This is a genomic window from Streptomyces albus subsp. chlorinus, assembly GCF_013302895.1.
Classification (GTDB): domain Bacteria; phylum Actinomycetota; class Actinomycetes; order Streptomycetales; family Streptomycetaceae; genus Streptomyces; species Streptomyces chlorinus.
In genome coordinates this window covers 1,613,687-1,635,413 of sequence record NZ_VJOK01000001.1, presented here as the reverse complement: position 1 = coordinate 1,635,413, position 21,727 = coordinate 1,613,687, and the positions used below count along the sequence as shown (strand labels likewise).

15 protein-coding genes, 1 tRNA gene and 1 pseudogene are annotated in these 21,727 nt (G+C 71.4%); 5 read left to right on the top strand and 12 right to left on the bottom strand.

Annotated features, from left to right (window positions below):
• Positions 1 to 20: 20 nt before the first annotated feature.
• The 3 genes from pepN to FM076_RS07425 all read right to left on the bottom strand — a co-directional run bounded on the left by pepN (position 21) and on the right by FM076_RS07425 (position 3,636).
• Positions 21 to 2,636 (bottom strand): aminopeptidase N, encoded by a 2,616-nt coding sequence (pepN, locus tag FM076_RS07435; RefSeq protein WP_173869150.1) that lies wholly within the window; start codon positions 2,634 to 2,636, stop codon positions 21 to 23.
• 43 nt (positions 2,637 to 2,679) lie between these two features.
• Entirely contained in the window at positions 2,680 to 3,450 is a 771-nt protein-coding gene (locus FM076_RS07430) for a transcriptional regulator (protein WP_173869149.1), read from the bottom strand.
• A gap of 111 nt (positions 3,451 to 3,561) precedes the next feature.
• A tRNA-Leu gene (locus FM076_RS07425) sits at positions 3,562 to 3,636 on the bottom strand.
• 94 nt (positions 3,637 to 3,730) lie between these two features.
• On the opposite strand from FM076_RS07425, the gene FM076_RS07420 reads away from it, so the two are divergent.
• Positions 3,731 to 4,435, top strand: a complete 705-nt coding sequence (locus tag FM076_RS07420) for a response regulator (protein WP_173869148.1) — start codon at positions 3,731 to 3,733, stop codon at positions 4,433 to 4,435.
• Positions 4,436 to 4,654: 219 nt separating this feature from the next.
• On the opposite strand, the gene FM076_RS07415 is transcribed toward FM076_RS07420, so the two are convergent.
• From FM076_RS07415 to FM076_RS07380, 8 genes are all read right to left on the bottom strand, one after another.
• The gene (locus FM076_RS07415; protein WP_173874565.1) at positions 4,655 to 5,371 is read right to left on the bottom strand and encodes an ABC transporter ATP-binding protein; all 717 of its coding nucleotides are present in this window, start codon (positions 5,369 to 5,371) and stop codon (positions 4,655 to 4,657) included.
• On the bottom strand, positions 5,368 to 6,270 hold the full coding sequence (locus FM076_RS07410; RefSeq protein ID WP_173869147.1) for an ABC transporter ATP-binding protein: 903 nt from the start codon (positions 6,268 to 6,270) through the stop codon (positions 5,368 to 5,370). Before FM076_RS07410 ends, FM076_RS07415 begins: the two co-directional genes overlap by 4 nt.
• 5 nt (positions 6,271 to 6,275) lie before the next feature.
• Positions 6,276 to 8,141: a branched-chain amino acid ABC transporter permease gene (locus FM076_RS07405; protein ID WP_173869146.1), complete on the bottom strand. Its 1,866-nt coding sequence runs from the start codon at positions 8,139 to 8,141 to the stop codon at positions 6,276 to 6,278.
• 5 nt (positions 8,142 to 8,146) lie between these two features.
• On the bottom strand, positions 8,147 to 9,076 hold the full coding sequence (locus FM076_RS07400) for a branched-chain amino acid ABC transporter permease (RefSeq protein WP_173869145.1): 930 nt from the start codon (positions 9,074 to 9,076) through the stop codon (positions 8,147 to 8,149).
• 101 nt (positions 9,077 to 9,177) lie between these two features.
• Positions 9,178 to 10,422 carry an ABC transporter substrate-binding protein gene (locus FM076_RS07395; RefSeq protein WP_173869144.1) on the bottom strand — a complete coding sequence of 415 codons (1,245 nt, stop codon included), beginning with the start codon at positions 10,420 to 10,422 and terminating at the stop codon, positions 9,178 to 9,180.
• Positions 10,423 to 10,722: 300 nt separating this feature from the next.
• A complete protein-coding gene (locus FM076_RS07390) occupies positions 10,723 to 11,301 on the bottom strand; it encodes a hypothetical protein (protein ID WP_173869143.1) in 579 nt (192 codons plus the stop codon).
• A gap of 100 nt (positions 11,302 to 11,401) precedes the next feature.
• A complete protein-coding gene (locus FM076_RS07385) occupies positions 11,402 to 11,854 on the bottom strand; it encodes a PaaI family thioesterase (protein ID WP_173869142.1) in 453 nt (150 codons plus the stop codon).
• A 63-nt stretch (positions 11,855 to 11,917) separates the two neighbouring features.
• A complete protein-coding gene (locus FM076_RS07380) occupies positions 11,918 to 14,200 on the bottom strand; it encodes an FdhF/YdeP family oxidoreductase (protein ID WP_173869141.1) in 2,283 nt (760 codons plus the stop codon).
• Between the two features lie 215 nt (positions 14,201 to 14,415).
• On the opposite strand from FM076_RS07380, the gene polA reads away from it, so the two are divergent.
• The 4 genes from polA to FM076_RS07360 all read left to right on the top strand — a co-directional run bounded on the left by polA (position 14,416) and on the right by FM076_RS07360 (position 20,599).
• A complete protein-coding gene (gene polA / locus FM076_RS07375) occupies positions 14,416 to 17,163 on the top strand; it encodes a DNA polymerase I (protein ID WP_428814720.1) in 2,748 nt (915 codons plus the stop codon).
• Positions 17,164 to 17,480: 317 nt separating this feature from the next.
• Positions 17,481 to 19,139 carry a lytic murein transglycosylase gene (locus tag FM076_RS07370; protein ID WP_345944913.1) on the top strand — a complete coding sequence of 553 codons (1,659 nt, stop codon included), beginning with the start codon at positions 17,481 to 17,483 and terminating at the stop codon, positions 19,137 to 19,139.
• A 189-nt stretch (positions 19,140 to 19,328) separates the two neighbouring features.
• On the top strand, positions 19,329 to 19,463 hold the full coding sequence (locus FM076_RS07365) for an SPW_0924 family protein (protein ID WP_173869137.1): 135 nt from the start codon (positions 19,329 to 19,331) through the stop codon (positions 19,461 to 19,463).
• Positions 19,464 to 19,477: 14 nt separating this feature from the next.
• Complete coding sequence (locus tag FM076_RS07360; RefSeq protein ID WP_173869136.1) at positions 19,478 to 20,599, top strand: DUF3068 domain-containing protein; 1,122 nt, start codon at positions 19,478 to 19,480, stop codon at positions 20,597 to 20,599.
• Between the two features lie 54 nt (positions 20,600 to 20,653).
• Here FM076_RS07360 and FM076_RS33465 read toward each other — a convergent pair.
• A pseudogene (locus tag FM076_RS33465) lies at positions 20,654 to 21,727 on the bottom strand (ATP-dependent helicase C-terminal domain-containing protein); the annotation flags it as partial.

The window sequence follows — 21,727 nt, the reverse complement described above, 5'->3', positions numbered from 1 at the left end:
CCAGGCCCTGCCTTCAGGCCTTACCCCGCCGCCGCGCGCACCGCCAACGCCCGCCGCAGATCGTCGATCTGGTCCTCCAGACGACGACGCAGCGCCGGCACCAAACCCCCCGACGCCAGACACTCCTCACCCCGCGCCAGCGTCTCCTCCTCCACCACCGGCACCGGGAACGCGTACCGCCCCGCCACCTCCGCCAGCGCCGGCCCGCGCCGCGCCGCCAACGGCACCACCTCGGCGAAGTACCGCCCCGCATACCCCCGCAACAACTCCACCTGCTCCGGCTGCCAGAAACCCTGCGCCGTCGCCGTGAACAGATAGTTCGACAGCGCGTCGGCCGGCCCGAACATCGCCTCCCACGCCGCCTGTTTCCCCGCGGCGTCAGGCAGCGCCGCCCGGCACCGCGCCGCCCACTCCTCGCCCCGCGCACTCGCGTCGGCCACCCGCGCCCGGTCGATCTCCGCCGCGTCCACCGCGCCCAGCACCGACAGCCGCAGCAGCAACCGCCACCGCAGCTCCGCGTCCAGCACCGGACCACCCCCCGGCACCTCACCCGCCGCACGCCAGGCCAGCAACTCCTGAGGCGACGTCGCACAGTCGATGAAGTACCGCGCCGCCGTCAGCCGCACCCCACGCACCGAGCCCGACGCCGGGACCGCGCCCGGACCCCCGCCCGCCCCGGCCGCGACCCCCGCCGCACGGGCGCTCCCCGCCGCACCGACGCCCCCCTCCGTGCCCTCCGCACCCGCCGTTCCCGCCAACAGCTCACGGCACACCTCGGACAGCAGCCCCAGCGCCTCCGTACGCTCCGCACCCCCAAGGAAACGGTCCGCCGCATGCCCCCGCGCGAACGCCAGCACCCCCTGCACCACCGCGTCGTCCGACTCCCGCGGCAGATGCGCCCGCACCGTCCGCACATACTCCAGCGGCCCCAGCTCCGCGTCCCGCACCATGTCCCGCGCCGCGTTCCACACCACCGCACGCGACAACTGCCCCGGCAACCCCGACAACGCCGCACGCACCGTGCCCCACGAGACCGGGTCCAGCCGCACCTTCGCATACGTCCAGTCCAGGTCGTTGACCAGCACCAGATCCGGACGCGGCCCCTCCAGCGTCACCGTCAGCCGCCCACCACCCGGCGGCACATCCCGCTCCAGCCGCTCCCGCAGCACCAGCCGCGACTCGTCCGCCGGAGCCCTGTCGTACAGCCCCACAGCCAGCCGGTGCGGACGCTCCCCGCGGTGCTCCACATCCACGTACCACCGCTTCTGCTCCGACTCACCCACCCGCGGCACCAGCGTGTCCACACCCGTCGTCCGCAGCCAGGAATCCGCCCACGCCCGCACATCGCGGTCCGAGGCACGGGCCAGCGAATCGAGGAAGTCCGCCAGCGTCGCGTTCCCGAACCGGTGCCGCGCGAAATGGTCGTTGATCCCCGCCAGGAAACTCTTCTCCCCCAGCCACACCACCAGCTGCCGCAGCGCGGAGGCCCCCTTCGCATAACTGATCCCGTCGAAGTTGCCCCGCGCCGCCTCCGTGTCCGGCACCCCCTCCGCGTCCGGCGCCACCGGATGCGTCGAAGGCCGCTCGTCCGCGTCGTAGCCCCAGCACTTCCGCTCGACCGCGAAATCCGTCCAGGTGTCCGTGAACCGCGTCGACTCGCTCAGCACCTGGTAGCCCATGTACTCCGCGAACGACTCGTTCAGCCAGATGTCGTCCCACCAGCGCAGCGTCACCAGATCGCCGAACCACATGTGCGCCATCTCGTGCGCGATCACCATGCCGCGCGTCTGCCGCTCCGTGTCCGTCACCGCCGAACGGTGGATGAACTCGTCCCGGAACGTCACCAGCCCCGGATTCTCCATCGCCCCCGAGTTGAACTCCGGCACGAACGCCTGGTCGTAGGAGTCGAACGGATACGGCTCGTCGAAGATCTCGTGGTACCGGTCGAAACAGCGCCGCGTGATCTCCAGCAGCTCCGCCGCGTCCGCCTCCAGATACGGCCCCAGCGACCTGCGCACATGCAGCCCGAACGGCAGCCCCGCGTGCTCGGTGCGCACCGAGTGGAACGGCCCCGCCGCCACCGCCATCAGATACGTGCTGATCGGCGGCGTCGGCGCACACTCCCACCGCCCCGGACCCGTCCGGGTCGCCACCCCGTTCCCCAGCACCGTCCACTCCGTCGGAGCCGTCACCGAGACATGGAACTCGGCCTTCAGATCCGGCTGGTCGAAACAGGCGAACACCAGCGGCGCGTCCGCCATGCAGCACATCGTGTAGACATACGTCTCCCCGTCCTCCGGGTCCGTGAACCGGTGCATGCCCTCACCCAGCCGCGAGTACGGCATCAGCGCCTCGACCCGCAGCACGTGCTCACCCGCCGGCAGGGCGCGCAGCGGCAGCCGGCCCTCGCGCAGCTCCCCCGGATCCAGCGCGGCGCCGTCCAGCTCCACCCGCACCAGCTCCGTGGGCCGCACCTCCACGAAGGTCCCCGCCCCCTCCTCCGTCACGATGAACCGCACCACTGTCCGGGAGGCGAACACCTTCTCGCCCCGCGTCAGATCGAGGTCCACCTCGTACCGCTCCACCCTGACGACCCGGGCCCGGCTCTCCGCTTCCGCACGCGTCAACACGACCATGCGCGCCATAGTGCCCCACCCGGGTGCGGTCGGCACCGGTGCGTCAGTGCTTGGGGCCGATGTGCGCGTCCATGAGTGCTACGGAGGGGCGGCGGGCGACGGAGATGTTGCGACCGCCGTTCCGGTGTTGGGTGGCACGCCATTGGACACCGAGCCTGTCGAGGGTGGTGCAGTAGAGGCGCAGGATGTCGGAGGACTTGTTGGCGAAGAAGTACCGAGGGTACTCGTACCGCTTCCGCCGGCCGCCGACCGTGCGTGTGGTCCAGTTGGTGATCCGGCAGCCGTCGGAGTGCACCAGCCCGCGGATCAGCTCCCATGGGTGCTCATCGACGATCTCCTGCTGCCACAACTCCAGCACGATGGGACGCTCGTGTTTCTTCCCGGGGCCGTGCTGGGGGAAGAGGCAGGGCCAGTGGATCGAGCAGGCGGTCACGTTGACGCAGCCGGGGCGCTGGACGCGGAAGACCTTGTTCTCCGGGCGCACCGCGCGCATGGCCCGCTCGCAGGCGTCGATCAGTCCCGGCCAGGCGTCGGCACAGGCGATGCGGAGGGTGTAGGTGCGGGGGAGCCGGCTGACACAACCGTCACCCAGGTAGAGACCGAGAAGGTAGGCATACGCGGCGCGGTCGGCTGGAGGACGAGGTGGCTCGGAGCAGCGCCCACAGGCGGTGGCGCTCCGGGGCAGCGGGTGAAGCCTCTTCTGCCACTCCCGGAGGCACCAGCGGGAGATCCCGGTCTGCTTGCTCACGGAGTTGAGGCTGCGCCCCTGCGCGATCAGCGAGAGCGCATGCCTCCTGGTGGCAACGTCGTACACGCGTCGCAGCATTCACCGGGTGGGGGGACTCCTGGGGGAGAACTAAGAGGGCGTACCTCGAATGGGTGAAGCTGAGCCCTACCGCTTGCTACCTTCGAATCGAAGGTGAAGTGCCCCGGGTCGGATTCGAACCGACACTGTATGGGTTTTGAATCCATTGCCTGCTGCCAATTGGGCTACCGGGGCCAGGGAATCCAAGGCTTGCGCCTACCCGCTGTGCCCTTACTTTACAGGACCTGGGTAGGCTCGAAGTCCCACCTGTGCGGAAACGAGGAGCCCAGTGAGCGCCGCGGACGTCCCCGAGTCTGAGAGTGTCACCAGTGCCGAGCAGCAGCCGGCCGAGACGAGTGGTAGTGCGCATGTACCTCCGGCGACGCGGCGGGTCGTGATCGCGGAGGACGAGGCGCTGATCCGGATGGATCTCAAGGAGATGCTGGAGGAGGAGGGCTACAGCGTCGTCGGGGAGGCCGGTGACGGCCGGCAGGCGGTGGAGCTGGCCCGTGAGCACCGCCCTGACCTGTGCATTCTCGATGTGAAGATGCCGGTGCTGGACGGCATCTCCGCGGCGGAGAAGATCGCGGAGGAGAGCATCGCGCCGGTGCTGATGCTCACCGCGTTCTCGCAGCGCGAGCTGGTGGAGCGGGCGCGGGACGCCGGTGCCATGGCGTATCTGGTGAAGCCGTTCAGCAAGAGCGATGTGGTGCCGGCCATCGAGATGGCGGTCTCCCGGTTCACGGAGATGAAGGAGCTGGAGAAGGAGGTCGCGGACCTCGCCCAGCGGCTGGAGACGCGGAAGCTGGTGGACCGGGCCAAGAGTGTGCTGCAGACGCAGTACGGGCTCAGCGAGCCGGCCGCGTTCCGGTGGATCCAGAAGACGTCGATGGACCGCCGGCTGTCGATGCGGCAGGTGGCCGAGGCGGTGATCGCCGACGGCGAGGAGCGCCGGAAGCAGCAGGAGCAGGGCAGGCAGCAGCCGAAGCCGTAGAGCGGGCCTCTACGTGGGCCGTCGTGCCCCGCGTGTGAGCCGTACCGCACCGGCGGGTACGGGGCGCCCCTCGCCGGAGGCGCCCCGTACCCGCCGGTGCGGGGCGCCTCCGCCGCTGGGCGCGCCCCGCACACGGTCCGGGCGCCGCTGGGACCACCCCGTACGCGCGGTCCGGGCACCCCCGCCACGGAGCGCCCCGCCACGGAGCGCCCCGTACGGTCAGTCCTCGCCCAGGTACGCCTTGCGTACGGACTCGTCGTGCAGGAGTTCGTCGCCGGTTCCCGACAGGGTGATGCTGCCGATCTCCATGACGTGGCCGTGGTCGGCGAGGGAGAGTGCGGCCTGGGCGTTCTGCTCGACGAGCAGGATGGTGGTCCCGGCGGCTTTCAGCTCGCTGATGGTGGCCATGATCTTCTGCATCATGATGGGGGAGAGGCCCATGGAGGGCTCGTCCAGCATGAGCAGTTTGGGGCGGGACATCAGGGCGCGGCCCATGGCGAGCATCTGCTGTTCGCCGCCGGAGAGGGTGCCGGCGGCCTGGCGGCGGCGTTCTCCGAGGATGGGGAAGCGTTCGTAGGCGCTCTGGATGTCCTTGGCGATGCCGTCGGTGTCCTTGCGGAGGAAGGCGCCGAGCTGGAGGTTCTCCTCGATGGTGAGCCGGGGGAAGATCCGGCGTCCTTCGGGGGAGTGGGCCAGGCCCATGGAGACGATCTTGTGGGCGCCCACGCCGTTGAGTACCTGCCCCTCGAAGGTGATCTTCCCTGCGAGGGGTCTGAGCAGGCCGGAGAGGGTGCGCAGGGTGGTGGTCTTGCCGGCGCCGTTGGTGCCGATGAGGGTGACGACCTCGCCGGCTTCGACGGTGAAGGAGATGCCTTTGACCGCTTCGATCTTGCCGTAGGCGACTCTCAGGTCCTCGACTTCGAGCAGGGCCATCAGTTCCCCTCCTCGGGCTGGTCGGCGTCGGTGCCGGTGCTGTGCGCCTCGGCGGCGCGGACCTCGGCGGCCTCCGCTTCGCCGGGTTCGCCCTCGAAGGGGGTGCCGAGGTAGGCGGCGATGACGCGGTCGTCCATCTGGACGGTCTCGGGGCTGCCTTCGATGAGTTTCTGGCCCTGGACGAGGACGGCCACCCGGTCGCAGAGGTTGAAGATGAAGCGCATGTCGTGCTCGATGACGAGGACGGCGGTGCCCTGTTCGCGGATGGCGAGGACGAGTTCGCGGGTGGCGGTGGTCTCGACGGCGGTCATGCCGGCGGTGGGTTCGTCCAGGAGCAGCAGTCCGGGTTCGCTGGCCAGGGCGCGGGCGATCTCCAGTTTGCGCTGTTCTCCGTAGGGGAGGTTGCGCGCGAGGTGGTCGCGTTTGTCCGTAAGGCCGGTGAAGTCGAGCAGTTCCATGGCGCGGTCCTCGGAGTCGCGTTCGGCCTTGCGGAAGCGGGGGCCGCGCAGGAGTGCGGAGAAGAGGCCCTCGCTTGTGCGGGTGTGGCGGCCGACGAGGACGTTCTCCAGGACGGTCATGTTGGCGAAGAGGCGGATGTTCTGGAAGGTCCGGGCGATGCCTGCCTGGGTGACCAGGTGGGAGCGGTGGGGCAGGACGGTGCCCCGGTAGCGGACGGTGCCTTCGGTGGGGATGTAGAGGCCGGTGAGGCAGTTGAAGAAGGTGGTCTTGCCGGCGCCGTTGGGTCCGATGAGGCCGACGATCTCTCCGGCGCGCACTGTGAGGTCGACGTCGCGAACGGCGGTGAGGCCGCCGAAGCGCATGGTGACGCCGGAGGCTTCGAGGACGGCGCCGCCGGTGTCCCGGGGTGCGGGGGCGCGGCCGGTCGTGGTGGTGGTCGTCATCTGTCTCAGGCCTCCGTCTTGCCGAGGCGGGGGAGGCCGGGCGTGCCGGCCGCGGGGTCCAGGGGCACGTCGAGCTGTCCCGTCTCGTGGAACTCGAGCTGCTTGCGGCGGTCGGCGATGAGCCCTTCGGGCCGGAAGCGCATCAGGAGGATGAGCGCGATGCCGAAGAGGAGGAGCTGGTAGTCGGCCATGAACTGGAGCTTGGCCGGGATGAGGTAGAGGAGGGCCGCGCCGATGAGGGGTCCGCTGACGGTGCCCATGCCGCCGAGGATGACGGCGATGAGGAGGAAGGCGGAGTTGGGTGGCGCGGTGTGGACGAATTTGTACGACTCGGGGGTGACGGAGAACTCGACGTGGGCGAGGACGGTGCCGGCCATGCCGGCGAGGGTGGCGCCGAGGGCGAAGGCCATCAGTTTGAGGCGGAAGGCGTTGACGCCCATGGCGCGGGCGGCGGTCTCGTCCTCGCGGATGGCGATCCAGGCGCGGCCGATGCGGGAGTTGTCGGAGCGCCGGAAGACGGTCACGACGATGGCGGTGAACAGCAGCATCAGCAGGTAGTAGTTGGCGAAGCGGCCGAGTTCGAAGCCGAGGAAGGCGTGTTCCTCGCCGAAGTTGAAGCCGAGGATCTCCAGGTCGGGGATGTTGGGGATGCCGTTGGGGCCGTTGGTGACGTTGGGTCCTGAGTCGCCGTCGAGGTTCTGCACGGAGATGCGGAAGATCTCTCCGAAGCCGAGGGTGACGATGGCGAGGTAGTCGCCGTGCAGCCGCAGTGAGGGGAAGCCGATGACGAGGCCGAAGACGAGGGCGACGGCGGCGCCGATGAGGACGGCTGCCCAGAACGGTACGTGGAGGCCGAGGGAGGAGGTCTCGGCTCCGGAGACGAGGGCGGCGGTGTAGGCGCCGACGCCGAGGAAGGCGACGTAGCCGAGGTCGAGGATGCCGGCGAGGCCGACGACCATGTTGAGGCCGAGCGCGACGGTCGCGAAGATCAGCACGCTGACGGCGATGTTGGTGTAGGCCTCGTTGCTCTGGGTGAGGGGGAAGAGCAGGGCGGCGACGAAGGCGGCGCCGAGGGTGGCGGTGCGGTGGCGGGCGGCCAGGACGGAGAGCCGCCGGGGCAGTCCCGCCTTGCCGAGTGCCGGGAAGGCGAAGGCGGCCAGGACGAGGAAGCCGATGAAGGGCGGGCCGTCCTCGGCTTCGATGCCGTAGGCGAAGACGTAGAGGCCGAGGGCGCAGGCGGCGCAGATGAGCAGGATCTCCGCCCAGCCGGGGAGCGGGGCGCTCCGGCCGGGTGGAGGGGCCTTGAGGGCGTGCCGGAGCCGGTGCCAGGCGCCGTCCGCACGGGTGCCGTCGGGTTCCGGGGGGAGGTCGGCGGGGAGGGCGAGGGCGCCGACGAGGGCGACGAGGGTGCCGGCGAGGCCGATCCACATGCCCGGTTCGAAGTTGACGATGCCGCCGAGTTCGACGGCGATGGCGCCGGCCGTGTACCAGGTGACGCCGAGGTTGGCGAGCGTCATCAGCAGGAGGGCGCTGTGTTTGCCGCCGGGGGTGAGCCAGCGAAGTCCGCGTACGCCCGCGGAGGCGAGCAGCAGTGCGGCGGTCAGTACGGAGGCGGCGAGGGTGAGGAGCTGGAGTCCGGCGGGGTAGAGGGCGAGGGTGAGGTCGCCGGGGAACTCGGCGGTCCAGGTCCACGGCAGCATGGTGCCGGCGAAGGCGAGGACGGCTCCGGCGCCGGTCAGGCCGCGGCCGAGGCGGCGTGCGGTGTGCGGGTCGGCGCCGAGGGGGAGGGGTGCGGGGCCCGCGGTGGGGGTGTGCGGTTTGGTGGTGGCCGCTTTCCCGGTGGTGGTCACGTGGGAGCCTTGTGTCGTCATGGGTATCACGCCCGATCCGCGAGGCGTTCGCCGAGGATGCCCTGTGGTCTGATGAGGAGGACGAGGATGAGCAGGATGAAGGCCCACACGTCCTTCCACGAGCCGCCGCCGAACTGTTCGAGTCCGGGGATGTCGCCGATGTAGGCGGTGGCCAGGGCTTCGGCGACGCCGAGGACGAGGCCGCCGACCATGGCGCCGTAGATGTTGCCGATGCCGCCGAGCACGGCGGCGGTGAAGGCCTTGAGTCCGGCGATGAAGCCCATGCGGAAGTTGACCTCGCCGGTCTTGAATCCCTGGGCGATGGCGGCGATCGCGGCGAACGCGGCGCCGATGGCGAAGGCCATCACGATGATGCGGTCGGTGTTGACGCCCATCAGTTTGGCCGTGTCGGGGTCCTGCGAGGTGGCCTGCATGGCGCGTCCGGTGCGGGTCTTGGCCACGAACAGGCCGAGGGCGAGCATGCACACGGGTGCGGAGACGAAGATGAACAGGTCTTCGCGGGAGACGGTGACGAGGCCCAGGTCGAGGTCGGCGCCGCCGATCTGCGGGAAGGGCCGGGCCTTCTTGGCGTCGGGGTAGAAGGCCCAGACGGCCTGCTGGAGGGCGAGGGAGAGGCCGATCGCGGTGATCAGCGGGGAGAGCCTGGGGCCGCCGCGCAGCGGCCGGTAGGCGAAGCGTTCGGCTCCGATGGCGACCAGCACGGCGCACACGACGCCGAGCAGGATCATCAGGGGGAGGGCGAGGGCGAGGCCCGTTCCGTCGGGCAGCCACAGGTAGGCGGTCAGCGCGCCGAAGCCGCCGATCATGAATATCTCGCCGTGGGCGAAGTTGATGAGCTGGACGATGCCGTAGACCATCGTGTACCCGATCGCGATGAGACCGTACAACGCGCCGAGTGCGAGTCCGTTCGCCAGCTGATCCGGCAGACCGTGCACCGGGACTCCTTGGGTGTGTCAGATACGGCTGCGCGGGGGCGCCGAGGCAGCGCCCCCGCGCGGCTGAGGTGTCGAGCGAGTTGGGGCGGGGCGGGGTCCGGTCAGCTTTCCTGGAAGGTGCCGGTCTGTACGGGCTTGTGCTTGCCGTTCCTGACCTCGTAGACGGAGAGCTGCTTGTTGGTGGTGTCGCCGTACTTGTCGAAGGCGACCTCGCCGGTCACACCGCTGAACTTGACGTCCCGCATGGCCTCGTTGACCTGCTTGCGGGCCTCGTCCTTGTTGTCGGGCAGCTTGCCGTCGTTCTTCTCCACCACGGCCTTGACCGCCTGGATGACCGCCCAGGTGCTGTCGTAGGCGTAGCCGCCGTAGGCCTCGTAGGGGAGCTTGTAGCCGGCCGCCTTGTAGTTCTTCATGAACGTCTTGGCGGTGTCGAGGGTCTCCAGGGGCGCGCCGACGGAGGTGGCCAGGTCGCCCTCGACGTTCTTCTTGCCGAGTTTGATGTACTCCTCGCTGTAGAGGGCGTCGCCGCCGACGACCAGCGCTTTGGAGCCGGCCTTGCTGATCTGGGCGCTGAGCGGGGCGCCGGCCGGGTACTCGCCGCCGTAGTAGACGAAGTCGGCCTTGGACTTGGCGACCTTGGTGGCGACGGCGGAGAAGTCGCGGTCGTCGGGGTTGATGTGGTCGGTGCCCGCGATCGTGCCGCCGAGCTTCTTGAACTCGTCGGCGAAGGTGCCGGCCAGGCCCGCGCCGTAGGTCTTCTTGTCGTCGATGATGTACGCCTTCTTCAGCTTGCGCTTGTTGTACAGGTACTGGGCGGCGTACGGGCCCTGGACGGCGTCGGTGGCGCAGGTGCGGTAGTAGGTGCCGAAGAGTCGTTTCTTCTGGCCCTTCTGCCAGTTGGGGCCCTGGGTCAGCTCGGGGGCGGTGTTCGCGGGGGAGACCTGGACCAGGTCCGCGTTGCCGAAGACCTTCTGCATCGACTGGCCTACGTGCGAGTTGAGGGGGCCGACGACGCCGATGACCTCCTGGTTGCCGACCAGCTTGGTGGCGTTCTGCTGGCCGGTACCGGCCTGGCCCTGGTCGTCCAGCGCCTCGATCTCGAAGGTGACCCCGTCGACCTCGTTGTTCTTGTTGGCGGTTTTGGCGGCCAGGTCGCTGGAGTTCTTGATGCCCTGTCCCAGTGCGGACAGGTCACCGGTCAGCGGCGCGTCCACGCCGATGACGACGGTGGTCTTCTCACCACTGTCGCCGCCGCCGCTCTTGTCGTCGCGCGAGCCGCACGCCGACAGGGTGAGAGCTCCCACCGTGACGGAGGTGGTGAGTATGAGCAAGGAACGGTGACGCACGATCAGTCCTTTCCCCGAGGCGCGGCCCTCATGGCGTGAGTGGCCGTATCGCGCGCCGGGCCGTACGAGGTACAGATCGGTGCTTTGTCGTGCACGCCCGGCGGCGCGGTGACTGGCGGTGACTCTATGGCGAGCCTGTGAAGACGGGCAGAGGTCAAGTCCAGGATGTGACTGTCTTGTTATCACCGTCACAGAACCGGCAGTCGGAAAACTGATCTTGTATCAACTCTCCCTGCGAGACGGGGAGATGGCGAACACGTTTCCGTGCCCGAAGTCCCAGTTGATTCGGGCAGCGGCCGGTCATGATCCGGAAGCGGGTCCGCATACCGTACGGAACGCGCGGGTGAGCGCCCGCGCGTAGCGGCGCCCCGGGATGATGCTGAGGTCCTGGGTCGCCCGTGCGTTACGCAACGTGACTTCGAGGAAGGGAAGCCGGGCGCTCACGGGCAGCTTCCGGCAGGAGGTGATCCGGGCTTTCACCCACACCCGCGCGGGCCGTCCGGGCCGCACCACGACCGTCCGCGCCGGGGACAGCCCCATCTCCAGGGCCTCGTAGTCCTGGGTGACCCGCCGCACCAGCACCGGATCGCGGGTGACGACCCGCAGCTCCACCCGGAAGGACCGCTCCCCCGCGTCCACCGCGGCGGTGCGCACGAAGCCGATCCGCGTACTGTGCACCGGGTAGGGCACCCGGCGCGGCGCTGTCCGCACCGGGGTGTCCGCCTGCCGCGGCCGCTCGTGGAGCACGCCCGCCGCCGCGCCCGCGATCAGCCCTGCGGCGAGCAGCGCGCCGACCAGCCGCCGGGCGCGCCGCGGCAGCGCGTGCCACCGCTCGGACAGCCGGGGTCTGTCACCGCCGCCACCGGTGAGAACGTCCATGCCGCCCCCTCTTTCCGCCGTCGGGACCACCCCCGGCCTCAGGCGGGGGGAGGCGAGCCACTACGGCGAGGGTCGGCGGGGTGCGGGTGGGCGGCAACCCCTATGCGTCACGCAGCAGACACGTCAGGCGGGCGGAACACACGCGCCGCCCCTGCTCGTCGGTGATCGCGATCTCGTAGGAGGTCGTCGTCCGGCCCAGGTGGACGGGCGTGGCGACACCGGTCACCACCCCGGCGCGCGGCCCGCGGTGGTGGGTGCAGTTGAGATCGACCCCCACGGCGGCCTTGCCGGGCCCGCCGTGCAGCATGGCGCCCACCGAGCCCAGCGTCTCCGCGAGCACCGCGGAGGCGCCGCCGTGCAGCAGCCCGTAGGGCTGGGTGTTGCCCTCGACCGGCAGCGTGCCGACGACCCGCCGCGGATCGGCCTCCAGGATCTCCAGGCCCATCCGCTCGCCCAGGTTCCCGGCGGAGAACAGTGCCGGCAGATCGACACCCGAGCCCGCCCACTGGTCCAGGACCTCCTGGGAGAACTTGGTCGTGCTCCGCTCACCCATGCGCCGCCGCTCCGCTCACCCGCTGTCCAACCGGCCGGTTCCGAGCTTATGCCCGCGGCGCCGTCAATCGGCCGCCGAGGGAGTGAGCCTGATCACGATCGACTTGCTGGCGGGCGTGTTGCTGGTGTCGGCGGTCGCGTCGAGCGGCACCAGCACGTTGGTCTCGGGGTAGTAGGCGGCGGCGCACCCGGGTGCCGTCGGGTAGTGGACGACGCGGAACCCGCGGGCCACCCGCTCCCTGCCGTCGCTCCACTCGCTGGTCAGGTCGGCGTAGGAGCCGTCCGCCAGTCCGAGGGCCTCGGCGTCCTCGGGCCGCACCAGCACCACGCGGCGGCCGTTCCTGATGCCGCGGTAGCGGTCGTCGAGCCCGTAGACGGTGGTGTTGTACTGGTCGTGCGAGCGCAGCGTCTGCAGCAGCAGCCGCCCTTCGGGCACCTTCGGGTACTCCACGGGTGCCGCGGTGAAGTTGGCCTTCCCGGTGGCGGTGGGGAAGCGCCGCTCGTCGCGGGGCGCGTGCGGCAGGGCGAAGCCCCCGGGGCGGGCCACCTTCGCGTTGAAGTCCTCGAAACCGGGTACCACGCGGGCGATCCGGTCGCGGATGAGGGAGTAGTCGGCCTCGAAGTCCTCCCACGGGGTGGCCGACGCCTCACCGAGCACGGCCCGCGCGAGCCGCGCCACGATCGCCGGTTCCGACAGCAGGTGCGGGCTCGCGGGCGTCAGCCGCCCCCGTGACGCGTGCACCATGCCCATGGAGTCCTCGACGGTCACGAACTGGTCGCCGCCGCGCTGGGTGTCGCGCTCGGTGCGGCCCAGGGTGGGCAGGATCAGCGCCCGCGCCCCCGTCACGCAGTGCGACCGGTTGAGCTTGGTGGACACGTGCACGGTCAGCCGCGCCCGGCGCATCGCGGCCTCGGTCACCTCGGTGTCGGGCGAGGCGGCCACGAAGTTGCCGCCCATCGCGAAGAACACCTTCACCTGGCCGTCGCGCATCGCACGGATGGCCCGTACGACGTCCAGGCCGTGCTCGCGCGGCGGGGCGAAGCCGAACTCCTTCTCCAGCGCGTCCAGGAACGCGGGTGCGGGCCGCTCGAAGATGCCCATGGTGCGGTCGCCCTGCACGTTGCTGTGCCCGCGCACCGGGCACACCCCGGCGCCCGGGCGGCCGATGTTGCCCCGCAGCAGCAGGAAGTTGACCACCTCGCGGATGGTGGGCACGGAGTGCTTGTGCTGGGTGAGGCCCATCGCCCAGCACACCACGGTGCGGCGCGAGGCGAGCACCATCTCCAGGGCGCGTTCGATCTGGGCGTGCTCCAGTCCGGTCGCCGCCCGGATCTCGTCCCGGTCGGCGGCGCGGGCCGCCTCGGCGAACTCCTCGAAGCCGTGCGTGTACTCCCCAACGAACGCCTCGTCGACGGCGCCCTCGCGCTCCAGGATCATCCGGTTGAGCGCCCGGAAGAGCGCCTGGTCGCCGCCGAGCCGGATCTGGAGGAAGAGATCGGTGAGCGGGGTGCCGCCCGCGGCCAGCCCCTTGGGAGTCTGCGGGTTCTTGAACCGCTCCATCCCGGCCTCGGGCAGCGGGTTCACGGTGATGATCTTCGCGCCGCCCGCCTTCGCCTTCTCCAGCGCGGAGAGCATCCGGGGATGGTTGGTGCCGGGGTTCTGCCCGGCGACGATGATCAGATCGGCCTTGTACAGGTCCTCCAGCAGCACGCTGCCCTTGCCCACGCCGAGCGTCTCGGTCAGCGCGGAGCCCGACGACTCGTGGCACATGTTGGAGCAGTCCGGCAGATTGTTCGTGCCGAACTCGCGCGCGAACAGCTGGTAGAGGAACGCGGCCTCGTTGCTGGTGCGCCCGGAGGTGTAGAAGACCGCCTCATCGGGTGACGCCAGGGCCGTCAGCTCCTCGGCGATCAGGGAGAACGCCTGCTCCCAGCCGATCGGCTCGTACCGCCGGCCGCCCTCGGGCAGGTACATCGGCTCCGTCAGCCGCCCCTGCTGCCCCAGCCAGTACCCCGACCGCCCGGCGAGGTCGTCGACCGGGTGCTCGGCGAAGAAGTCCCGGGTCACCCGGCGGGTGGTCGCCTCCTCGGCGACCGCCTTGGCGCCGTTCTCGCAGAACTCCGCCATGTGCCGCTTCTCACCCTCCGGCCACGCGCAGCCGGGACAGTCGAAGCCCTCCTTCTGGTTGACGCGCAGCAGCGTCAGCGCGGTCCGCCTCACCCCCATCTGCTGCCGCGCCATCCGCAGCGAGTGCGCGACGGCGGGCAGCCCCGCCGCGGCGTGCGCGGGCCCCTGCACCTGGGGCGCGTCCTGAACCGGGTCACTGGAGGGAGCCTTACGCGTCATGACCCCAGATGGTGCCATTCGCCGGTGGCTGTGGGCAGGGGGCGTCGCCGTCGGGCGGGCAGGCGTGACGCGGGGCACGGGGCACCCCCTGCCCGGAGGGCGGGGGAGGACCGGGGGCGGGCGCTCGGCGGCGAGACGGCCGCACCCGGCGACGGGACACCAGCCACACACCGGCGCACCCCGCCGTTGTCGGTGCCGCATGCGAGGATCGGCACGTGGCTAAGAAGGCAGCATCGAAGACGGCACCGAAGGCAACCCCGAAGGACAAGGGCAGCGGCGAGGCGCAGCCTCGCCTGATGCTCATGGACGGGCATTCCCTGGCATACCGGGCGTTCTTCGCCCTGCCCGCGGAGAACTTCAACACCACCACGGGCCAGCCCACCAACGCGATCTACGGCTTCACCTCGATGCTGGCGAACACGCTGCGCGACGAGGCGCCCACGCACTTCGCCGTCGCCTTCGACGTCTCCCGCAAGACCTGGCGCACCGAGGAGTTCGCGGAGTACAAGGCGAACCGCTCCAAGAGCCCGGACGAGTTCAAGGGCCAGGTCGAGCTGCTCGGCGAGCTGCTGGACGCCATGAAGGTGCGCCGCTACGCCGTCGACGGGTACGAGGCGGACGACGTGATCGCCACTCTGGCCACCCAGGCCGAGGCCGCCGGCTTCAAGGTGTCGATCGTCACGGGCGACCGGGACACCTTCCAGCTGGTCAGCGACAACGTCACGGTGCTGTACCCCACCAAGGGCGTCTCCGAGCTGACCCGTTTCACTCCGGAGAAGGTCCAGGAGAAGTACGGCCTCTCGCCGCGGCAGTACCCGGACTTCGCCGCCCTGCGCGGCGACCCCTCCGACAACCTGCCGGGCATCCCGGGCGTCGGGGAGAAGACGGCCACCAAGTGGATCAACCAGTTCGGCTCCCTCGCCGAGCTGGCCGAGCGGGCGGACGAGGTCAAGGGCAAGGCGGGCGACAACCTCCGCGCCCACCTGGAGTCCGTCCTGCTCAACCGCCGGCTGACCGAGCTGGTGCGGGACGTCCCGCTGCCCGACCGCCCCGAGGACCTCTCCCGCCTCCCCTACGACCGGGAGGCGCTCGCCGTCATCCTGGACGCGCTGGAGTTCCGCCACCAGAACTTCCGCGACCGGCTCTTCGCGGTGGACCCGGGCACCGCCGTGGAGGAGGAGCAGCCGGCCCCGGCGGGCGGCATCGAGATCGACGGCACCGTCGTCGGGTCCGGCACCCTGGCCCCCTGGCTGGAGGAGCACGCCGGCACCACCCTGGGCGTCTCCACGGTGGACGTCTGGAAGCTGGGCAGTGGCAGCGTCAGCGAGATCGCGCTGGCCACCGGGACCGGCCCGGCCGTCTGGTTCGACCCGGCCCAGCTGACCGAGGGCGACGAGCGGGCGTTCGCCGCCTGGCTCGCCGACGAGGACCGGCCCAAGGCCATGCACGACGCCAAGGCGCTGATGCGGGTCTTCGCCGAGCACGGCTGGAGCGTGGCGGGCGTGCGGATGGACACCGCACTCGCCGCCTACCTCGACAAGCCCGGCCGCCGCTCCTTCGCGCTGGACGCCCTCTCCGTGGAGTACCTGGGCCGCGAGCTGGGCCCCACGGCCGAGTCCGACGGGCAGCTGGCCCTCGGGGTGGACGAGCAGGCCGAGGCCGAGGCCCTGATGGTCAAGGCCCGCACCGTCCTCGACCTGGGCACCGCCTTCGAGGAGCGGCTGGAGCAGGTGGGCGCCGCCGACCTGCTGCGCGATCTGGAGCTGCCGACGTCGCGGATGCTGGCCCGTATGGAGCGCGCCGGGATCTGCGCGGACCGCGAGTGGTTCCAGGGGCTGGAGCAGCAGTTCGCCGACGCGGTGCAGCAGGCGGTGAGCGAGGCCCACGCCTCGGTCGGCCACGAGTTCAACCTGGGCTCCCCCAAGCAGCTGCAGGAGGTCCTCTTCGGCGAGCTGGGCCTGCCCAAGACGAAGAAGACGAAGACGGGCTACACCACGGACGCGGACGCGCTGGCCTGGCTGGCGGCCCAGACCGAGCACGAGCTTCCGGTGATCATGCTGCGCTACCGCGAGCAGCAGAAGCTGCGCACCACGGTCGAGGGCCTGATCAAGACGATCGCGCCCGACGGCCGTATCCACACCACCTTCAACCAGACGGTCGCCGCCACCGGCCGCCTCTCCTCCACCGACCCCAACCTGCAGAACATCCCGGTGCGCACGGACGAGGGCCGCGCCATCCGCCGGGGCTTCCGGGTCGGTGAGGGCTACGAGTCGCTGATGACGGCCGACTACAGCCAGATCGAGCTGCGGGTGATGGCCCATCTGTCGGAGGACGAGGGCCTGATCGAGGCGTTCACCTCCGGCGAGGACCTGCACACCACGGTGGCCGCGCAGGTCTTCTCCGTCGAGAAGAACGCCGTGGACGCCGAGATGCGCCGCAAGATCAAGGCCATGTCCTACGGACTCGCCTACGGCCTGTCGGCGTTCGGGCTCTCGCAGCAGCTGGGCATCACCCCGGACGAGGCCCGCAAGCTGATGGACACCTACTTCGAGCGCTTCGGCGGGGTGCGTGACTATCTGCGCCGGACGGTGGAGGAGGCCCGTGCCACCGGCTACACCCACACGATCATGGGCCGCCGCCGCTACCTCCCCGACCTGACCAGCGACAACCGGCAGCGCCGCGAGATGGCCGAGCGGATGGCGCTCAACGCCCCCATCCAGGGCACCGCGGCCGACATCGTCAAGGTCGCCATGCTCAAGGTGGACGCCGCGCTGCGCGAGGCCGCGCTGCGCTCGCGGATGCTGCTCCAGGTGCACGACGAGATCGTGCTGGAGATCGCCCCGGGTGAGCGCGCGCGGGTCGAGGAGCTGGTGCGGGCGCAGATGGCCTCGGCGGTCCCGCTGCGCGCGCCGCTGGACGTGTCCGTCGGCGTCGGCCTCGACTGGGAGTCGGCCGCACACTGACCGCGCGGCGGCTCTCCTGCCCTCGGCCGCAGGCAGCCGTCCGCCGTCGGCCCGCTCGTCCCCGGAGCTGCCCGGGGACGAGCGGCGTCGCCAACACCGGCCCCGCACGGGGACGTTGGGGGACAAACGGGGGAACCGCGGGCGAAGCGGAAGGAAACCGGCGGGAAAAGCGGGGCAGGGGCCCCGGGAGTGGCGGACTGCCGCTGACGTTCGGCCCTACTGTGCCGTAAAGTCGCGGTGATTGCGTCCGAAGGGGAGAGGACGGGGACTGACCTATGGCGCGGTACCGGGGTAGGCACGCTGCGAAGCAGGAGGCCGTGCGGGCGTCGGGGCGCCGGCGTCGTCGCGGACTGAGCAGCACCAGATACCGCAGGGGGCTGGGCGGCACGGCGATCGCCGCCGTCGTCATGGCGGCGCTGACCGCCTCCCAGGCGCCCGGCGTCGGGCTCGGCGGGGACGGCGGGGGCCGCTCGGGCACGGCCGGCGACCACACGCCCGGTGACGACAGCTACGAGACGGAGCTGCCGCCGCTGGAGTCCCCCCACCCGCCCGGCGGTTCGGCCCCGGGCGGCTCGGGCGACGAGTCGGGCCTCCCGGCCACGGTGCTGGCGGCCTACAAGAAGGCCGCCAAGTCGCTGGCGTCCCGCACGCCCGGCTGCGGTCTGCGCTGGGAACTGCTGGCGGGCATCGGCAAGGTGGAGTCCGGCCAGGCGCGCGGCGGCGCCGTCGACAAGGACGGCACGACGCTGCGGCCCATCCTCGGCCCGGTGCTCAACGGCGCCGGCTTCGCCGACATCAAGGACACCGACGGCGGCAAGTGGGACGGCGACACCACCCACGACCGCGCTGTCGGCCCGATGCAGTTCATCCCCTCCACCTGGAGCAGCTGGGGCGCCGACGGCAACGGTGACGGCCGCAAGGACCCCAACAACGTGTACGACGCGGCGCTGGCCGCGGGGAAGTACCTGTGCGCGGACGGCCGCGACCTGTCGGCCAAGGCCGACCTGGACCGGGCGATCCTCAGCTACAACAACTCCAGCGCCTACCTGCGCACCGTCCTGGCCTGGTACGAGTACTACCGCAAGGGCACGCACACGGTGCCGGACAACGACAGCCCGCTGCTGCCCACCGTGCCCGGCCTGGGCGAGTCGGGCGGCGGCCCGGCGAAGGGCTCGCCGGAGCGCGGCGGCAAGGACGCCTCCCGCCACAAGCCGGGCAAGGGTTCGGACCACAACGCCGGCAGCCGGCCCGGTGGCGGCCGCCCGGGTGGCGACCGTCCCGGCGGGGGCGGCCACGACAAGCCGACCCCGGCCCCCACGACGCCGCACGCCATCGAGCGCGCCGGTGCCAAGGACTTCTCCGCGGTCGCGGGCGAGAGCTTCGCCACCCGGCCCGCCGTCAGGGCCGAGACCTCCCGGGGCAAGCCCGTCAAGGGCGTCAAGGTCCGCTTCGAGATCCACGGCAGCACCGAGGCGGCGTTCGCGGGCGGTGCCAGGAGCGCGACCGTCACCACCGGCGCCAACGGCGTCGCGACGGCCCCCGCCCTCAGCGCGGGCTCCCGGACCGGCTCCTTCACCATCACCGCCACGGCCCCCGGCAAGGACCTGGGCACCGTCGGCTTCCACGCGAAGGTGACCGCCCCGCAGGCCGACAAGGTGGTCCGCACCAGCGAGGTCGCCCTGGAGGCGGTCAAGGGCGGCGCCTTCCTCGTGCCCGTCGAGGTCAAGGCCACCCGCAAGGGCAAGCCCGTCGCGAACACGACGCTGACGGCGGCGCTGGCCGACACGGAGAAGGGCCCGTTCTTCAAGGACGCGAAGGGCGACCCGCTCCGCAAGCCGGTGACCGTCAGGACGGACGCGAACGGGATCGCCAAGCTTCCGCCGCTCTTCGCCGACGACCAGCCCGGCACCTACACCCTGACGCTCACCGCCGAGGGCGGGGTGACGCTCGCGGTCCAGCTCACCATCAAGGGCTGAGCCGCCCTGGGGACCGAGCCTCCTCGTCGCCCGCAGCCGCCCCCGGTGCCCCGGACCGGGGGCGGCTGTACGCGCGCTTCCCATCGCACGCGGGCGTTGCTACGGTGCGACCGCCGAACTGACGGCACGTCAGCTCTCCTCGCCGGCGGTCACCGCGAGTCGGCCGGCAGAAAGAGGTGAAGCCAGGACATGCGCGCTCTCATCGCCGCCGCGATCGGACTGGCGGCCGCTCTCGCGCTCGTCTTCGGGATCACCGCCATGGGCGCCCCGCCCGGCGAGACATCGAAGGAGCCCCTGCACACCACCGTCCCCGAACACCCGTAGCCGGAGGAGACAGCATGCGCCGCAGAGCGAGCCTGGTCCTGCTGGCCTTCGCGGTGTTCTTCGCCGCGCTCTCGCCGCTCATCCGCTGGTACGGGTTCCCCCGGCTGGCGAAGATCCCGCCCGGCCAGTACCAGCACATGGTGCTGGAGGCGAAGAACGCCACCCTCCTCGACTACGCCACCATGAAGTCCAGGAAAGTGCCCAAGGTCAGCATCGTGCAGACCCTCAAGGGCAACGTGGAGGCGGCCGAGAAGGTCGGGGACCGCACCGGCCGCGACGTCGTCGTCTGGGACACGCTCAGCTATGTCGCCGACGACAAGGGGAAGATGGTCTCGCGTATCCCGGAGCGCTACGTCTTCGACGCCCACTCCCAGGAACCCGTCCACGCGGGCGGCGAACACGTCGACGGCGACCCGGTGCGCCGCGAGGGCATCGAGTACAAGTGGCCGTTCCTCACCGAGAAGCGCGACTACGCGTACTTCGACTTCCAGACCCGCACCTCGGCGCCCATCCACTACAAGGGCACCCGCACCGTGCGGGGCCTGGAGACCTACTACTTCGAGCAGACCATCCCCTGGACGAAGGTGAAGGTCCCCCAACACCTGCCCCTGGGAGCCACCCCCGAGACGGTCGACCAGGTGGGGCTGGAGCGCTGGTACTCCACCAAACGCATGTTCTGGGTCGAGCCGACCACCGGAGCCCCCGTGGACGGACAGGAGCTCCACAAGGAGGAGATGCGCTGGAAGGACCAGCCCGGCAGGAAACCGCTCACCGCCTTCGCCGGGCACGTCAAGATGCGGCCCGACTTCCAGGACGAGGCGGTCGGCCTGGTCACCTCCCAGCGCCACCTGGTACTCGCCCTGACGACCTACCTCCCGTGGGGCTTCCTCGCGCTGGGCGGCCTCCTGTTCGCCCTCTCCCTCACCCTCGAAGCCCGCGCCCGGGGCCGCGGACCGACGGGTGAGACCGCCGCCACCGGGGAGGACGGCGCCGGTCCGGGAAGCGGCGGCCGGGGCGGCGACGGGCCCCGTGACGGGAACGGCCCCGCCGACGGCGGCGGCGACGGGGACGGGGACGGCACGCACCAGACCCCCGGCCCCGGGACCGGCCGGGGCAAACACCGGCAGCCCGCCTAGCCGCCGTGCGCGGCACAGGACCGGTGGGCCGGGCGCTGCGGCCGGAGCCGGGCGCTACGGCCGTCGGCGCTGCTTGGTGTGCCGGGTGGGCTCTGCCGTGGCGGGGTCCTCGGGCCACGGGTGCTTGGGGTAGCGCCCGCGCAGCTCGGCCCGGACACCCCGGTAGCCCTCCGCCCAGAAGGAGGCCAGGTCGGCGGTGACGGCGGCCGGGCGCCCGGCGGGGGAGAGGAGGTGCACCACGAGCGGCACGCGCCCGTCCGCCACCCGCGGCGTCTCGCGCGCCCCGAACATCTCCTGGAGCTTCACCGCGAGCACCGGCTGCTCCGGCTCGTAGTCGACCTGGACGCGTGAGCCGGAGGGCACCTCGATCCGCTCGGGCGCCAGCTCCTCCAGCCGGGCCGCCTCACCCGAGGCCCACGGCAGCATCCCGGACAGCACACTCCCCGCGTCCACCCGGGCCAGGCCGGCGCGGGAGCGGACCTCGCCCAGCCACGTGTCGGCCCGCTCCAGCAGCGCACCGTCCGACACGTCCGGCCACGGCTCGCCCAGCACACGGTGGAGGAAGTCGAGCCGGCGGCGGAGCGACCGGGCGCTCTCCGGCCAGCGCAGCAGCTCCAGCCCGTGCTGCCGCAGCCCCTCCAGTGCCGCCTCGCGCAGCCGTGCGGGCGGCGCGTCCCGCAGCGGACGCACGGAGAGCCGTACGGCACCCAGCGACTCCACCCTGCGCGCCACCACGTCCCCGCCCTCGCCCTGCGGCCCCTGTTCCGGGTCCCAGCGCACCTCCTCGCGGACGTCGTGAAGCGCGCCCGCCGCGGTGCGCGCCGTCGCCTCGTCGATCACCGCGGCCAGCCGGACGCGCGCCGAGGCGGCACCCGCCGGCCGGTCCGCCACGGCGACGGCCAGCCAGGGCGCGTCCCGCAGCACGCTGTGCGGGCCCGGCTCGGCCCGGGTGCCGCCGGCCATCAGGAAGGAGCCCGGATGCTGCCACCGCGCGACCCGTTCGGGCTGCGCGAGGGCGACGACGGTGCCCACGCCCGCCTCGTCCGTCAGCCCGGACGGACGCGCCCTCTCCTCACCCAGCAGCGCGGCGAGCCGCCGCACCTCGGCCGCCCAGCGCGCCCCGTACGG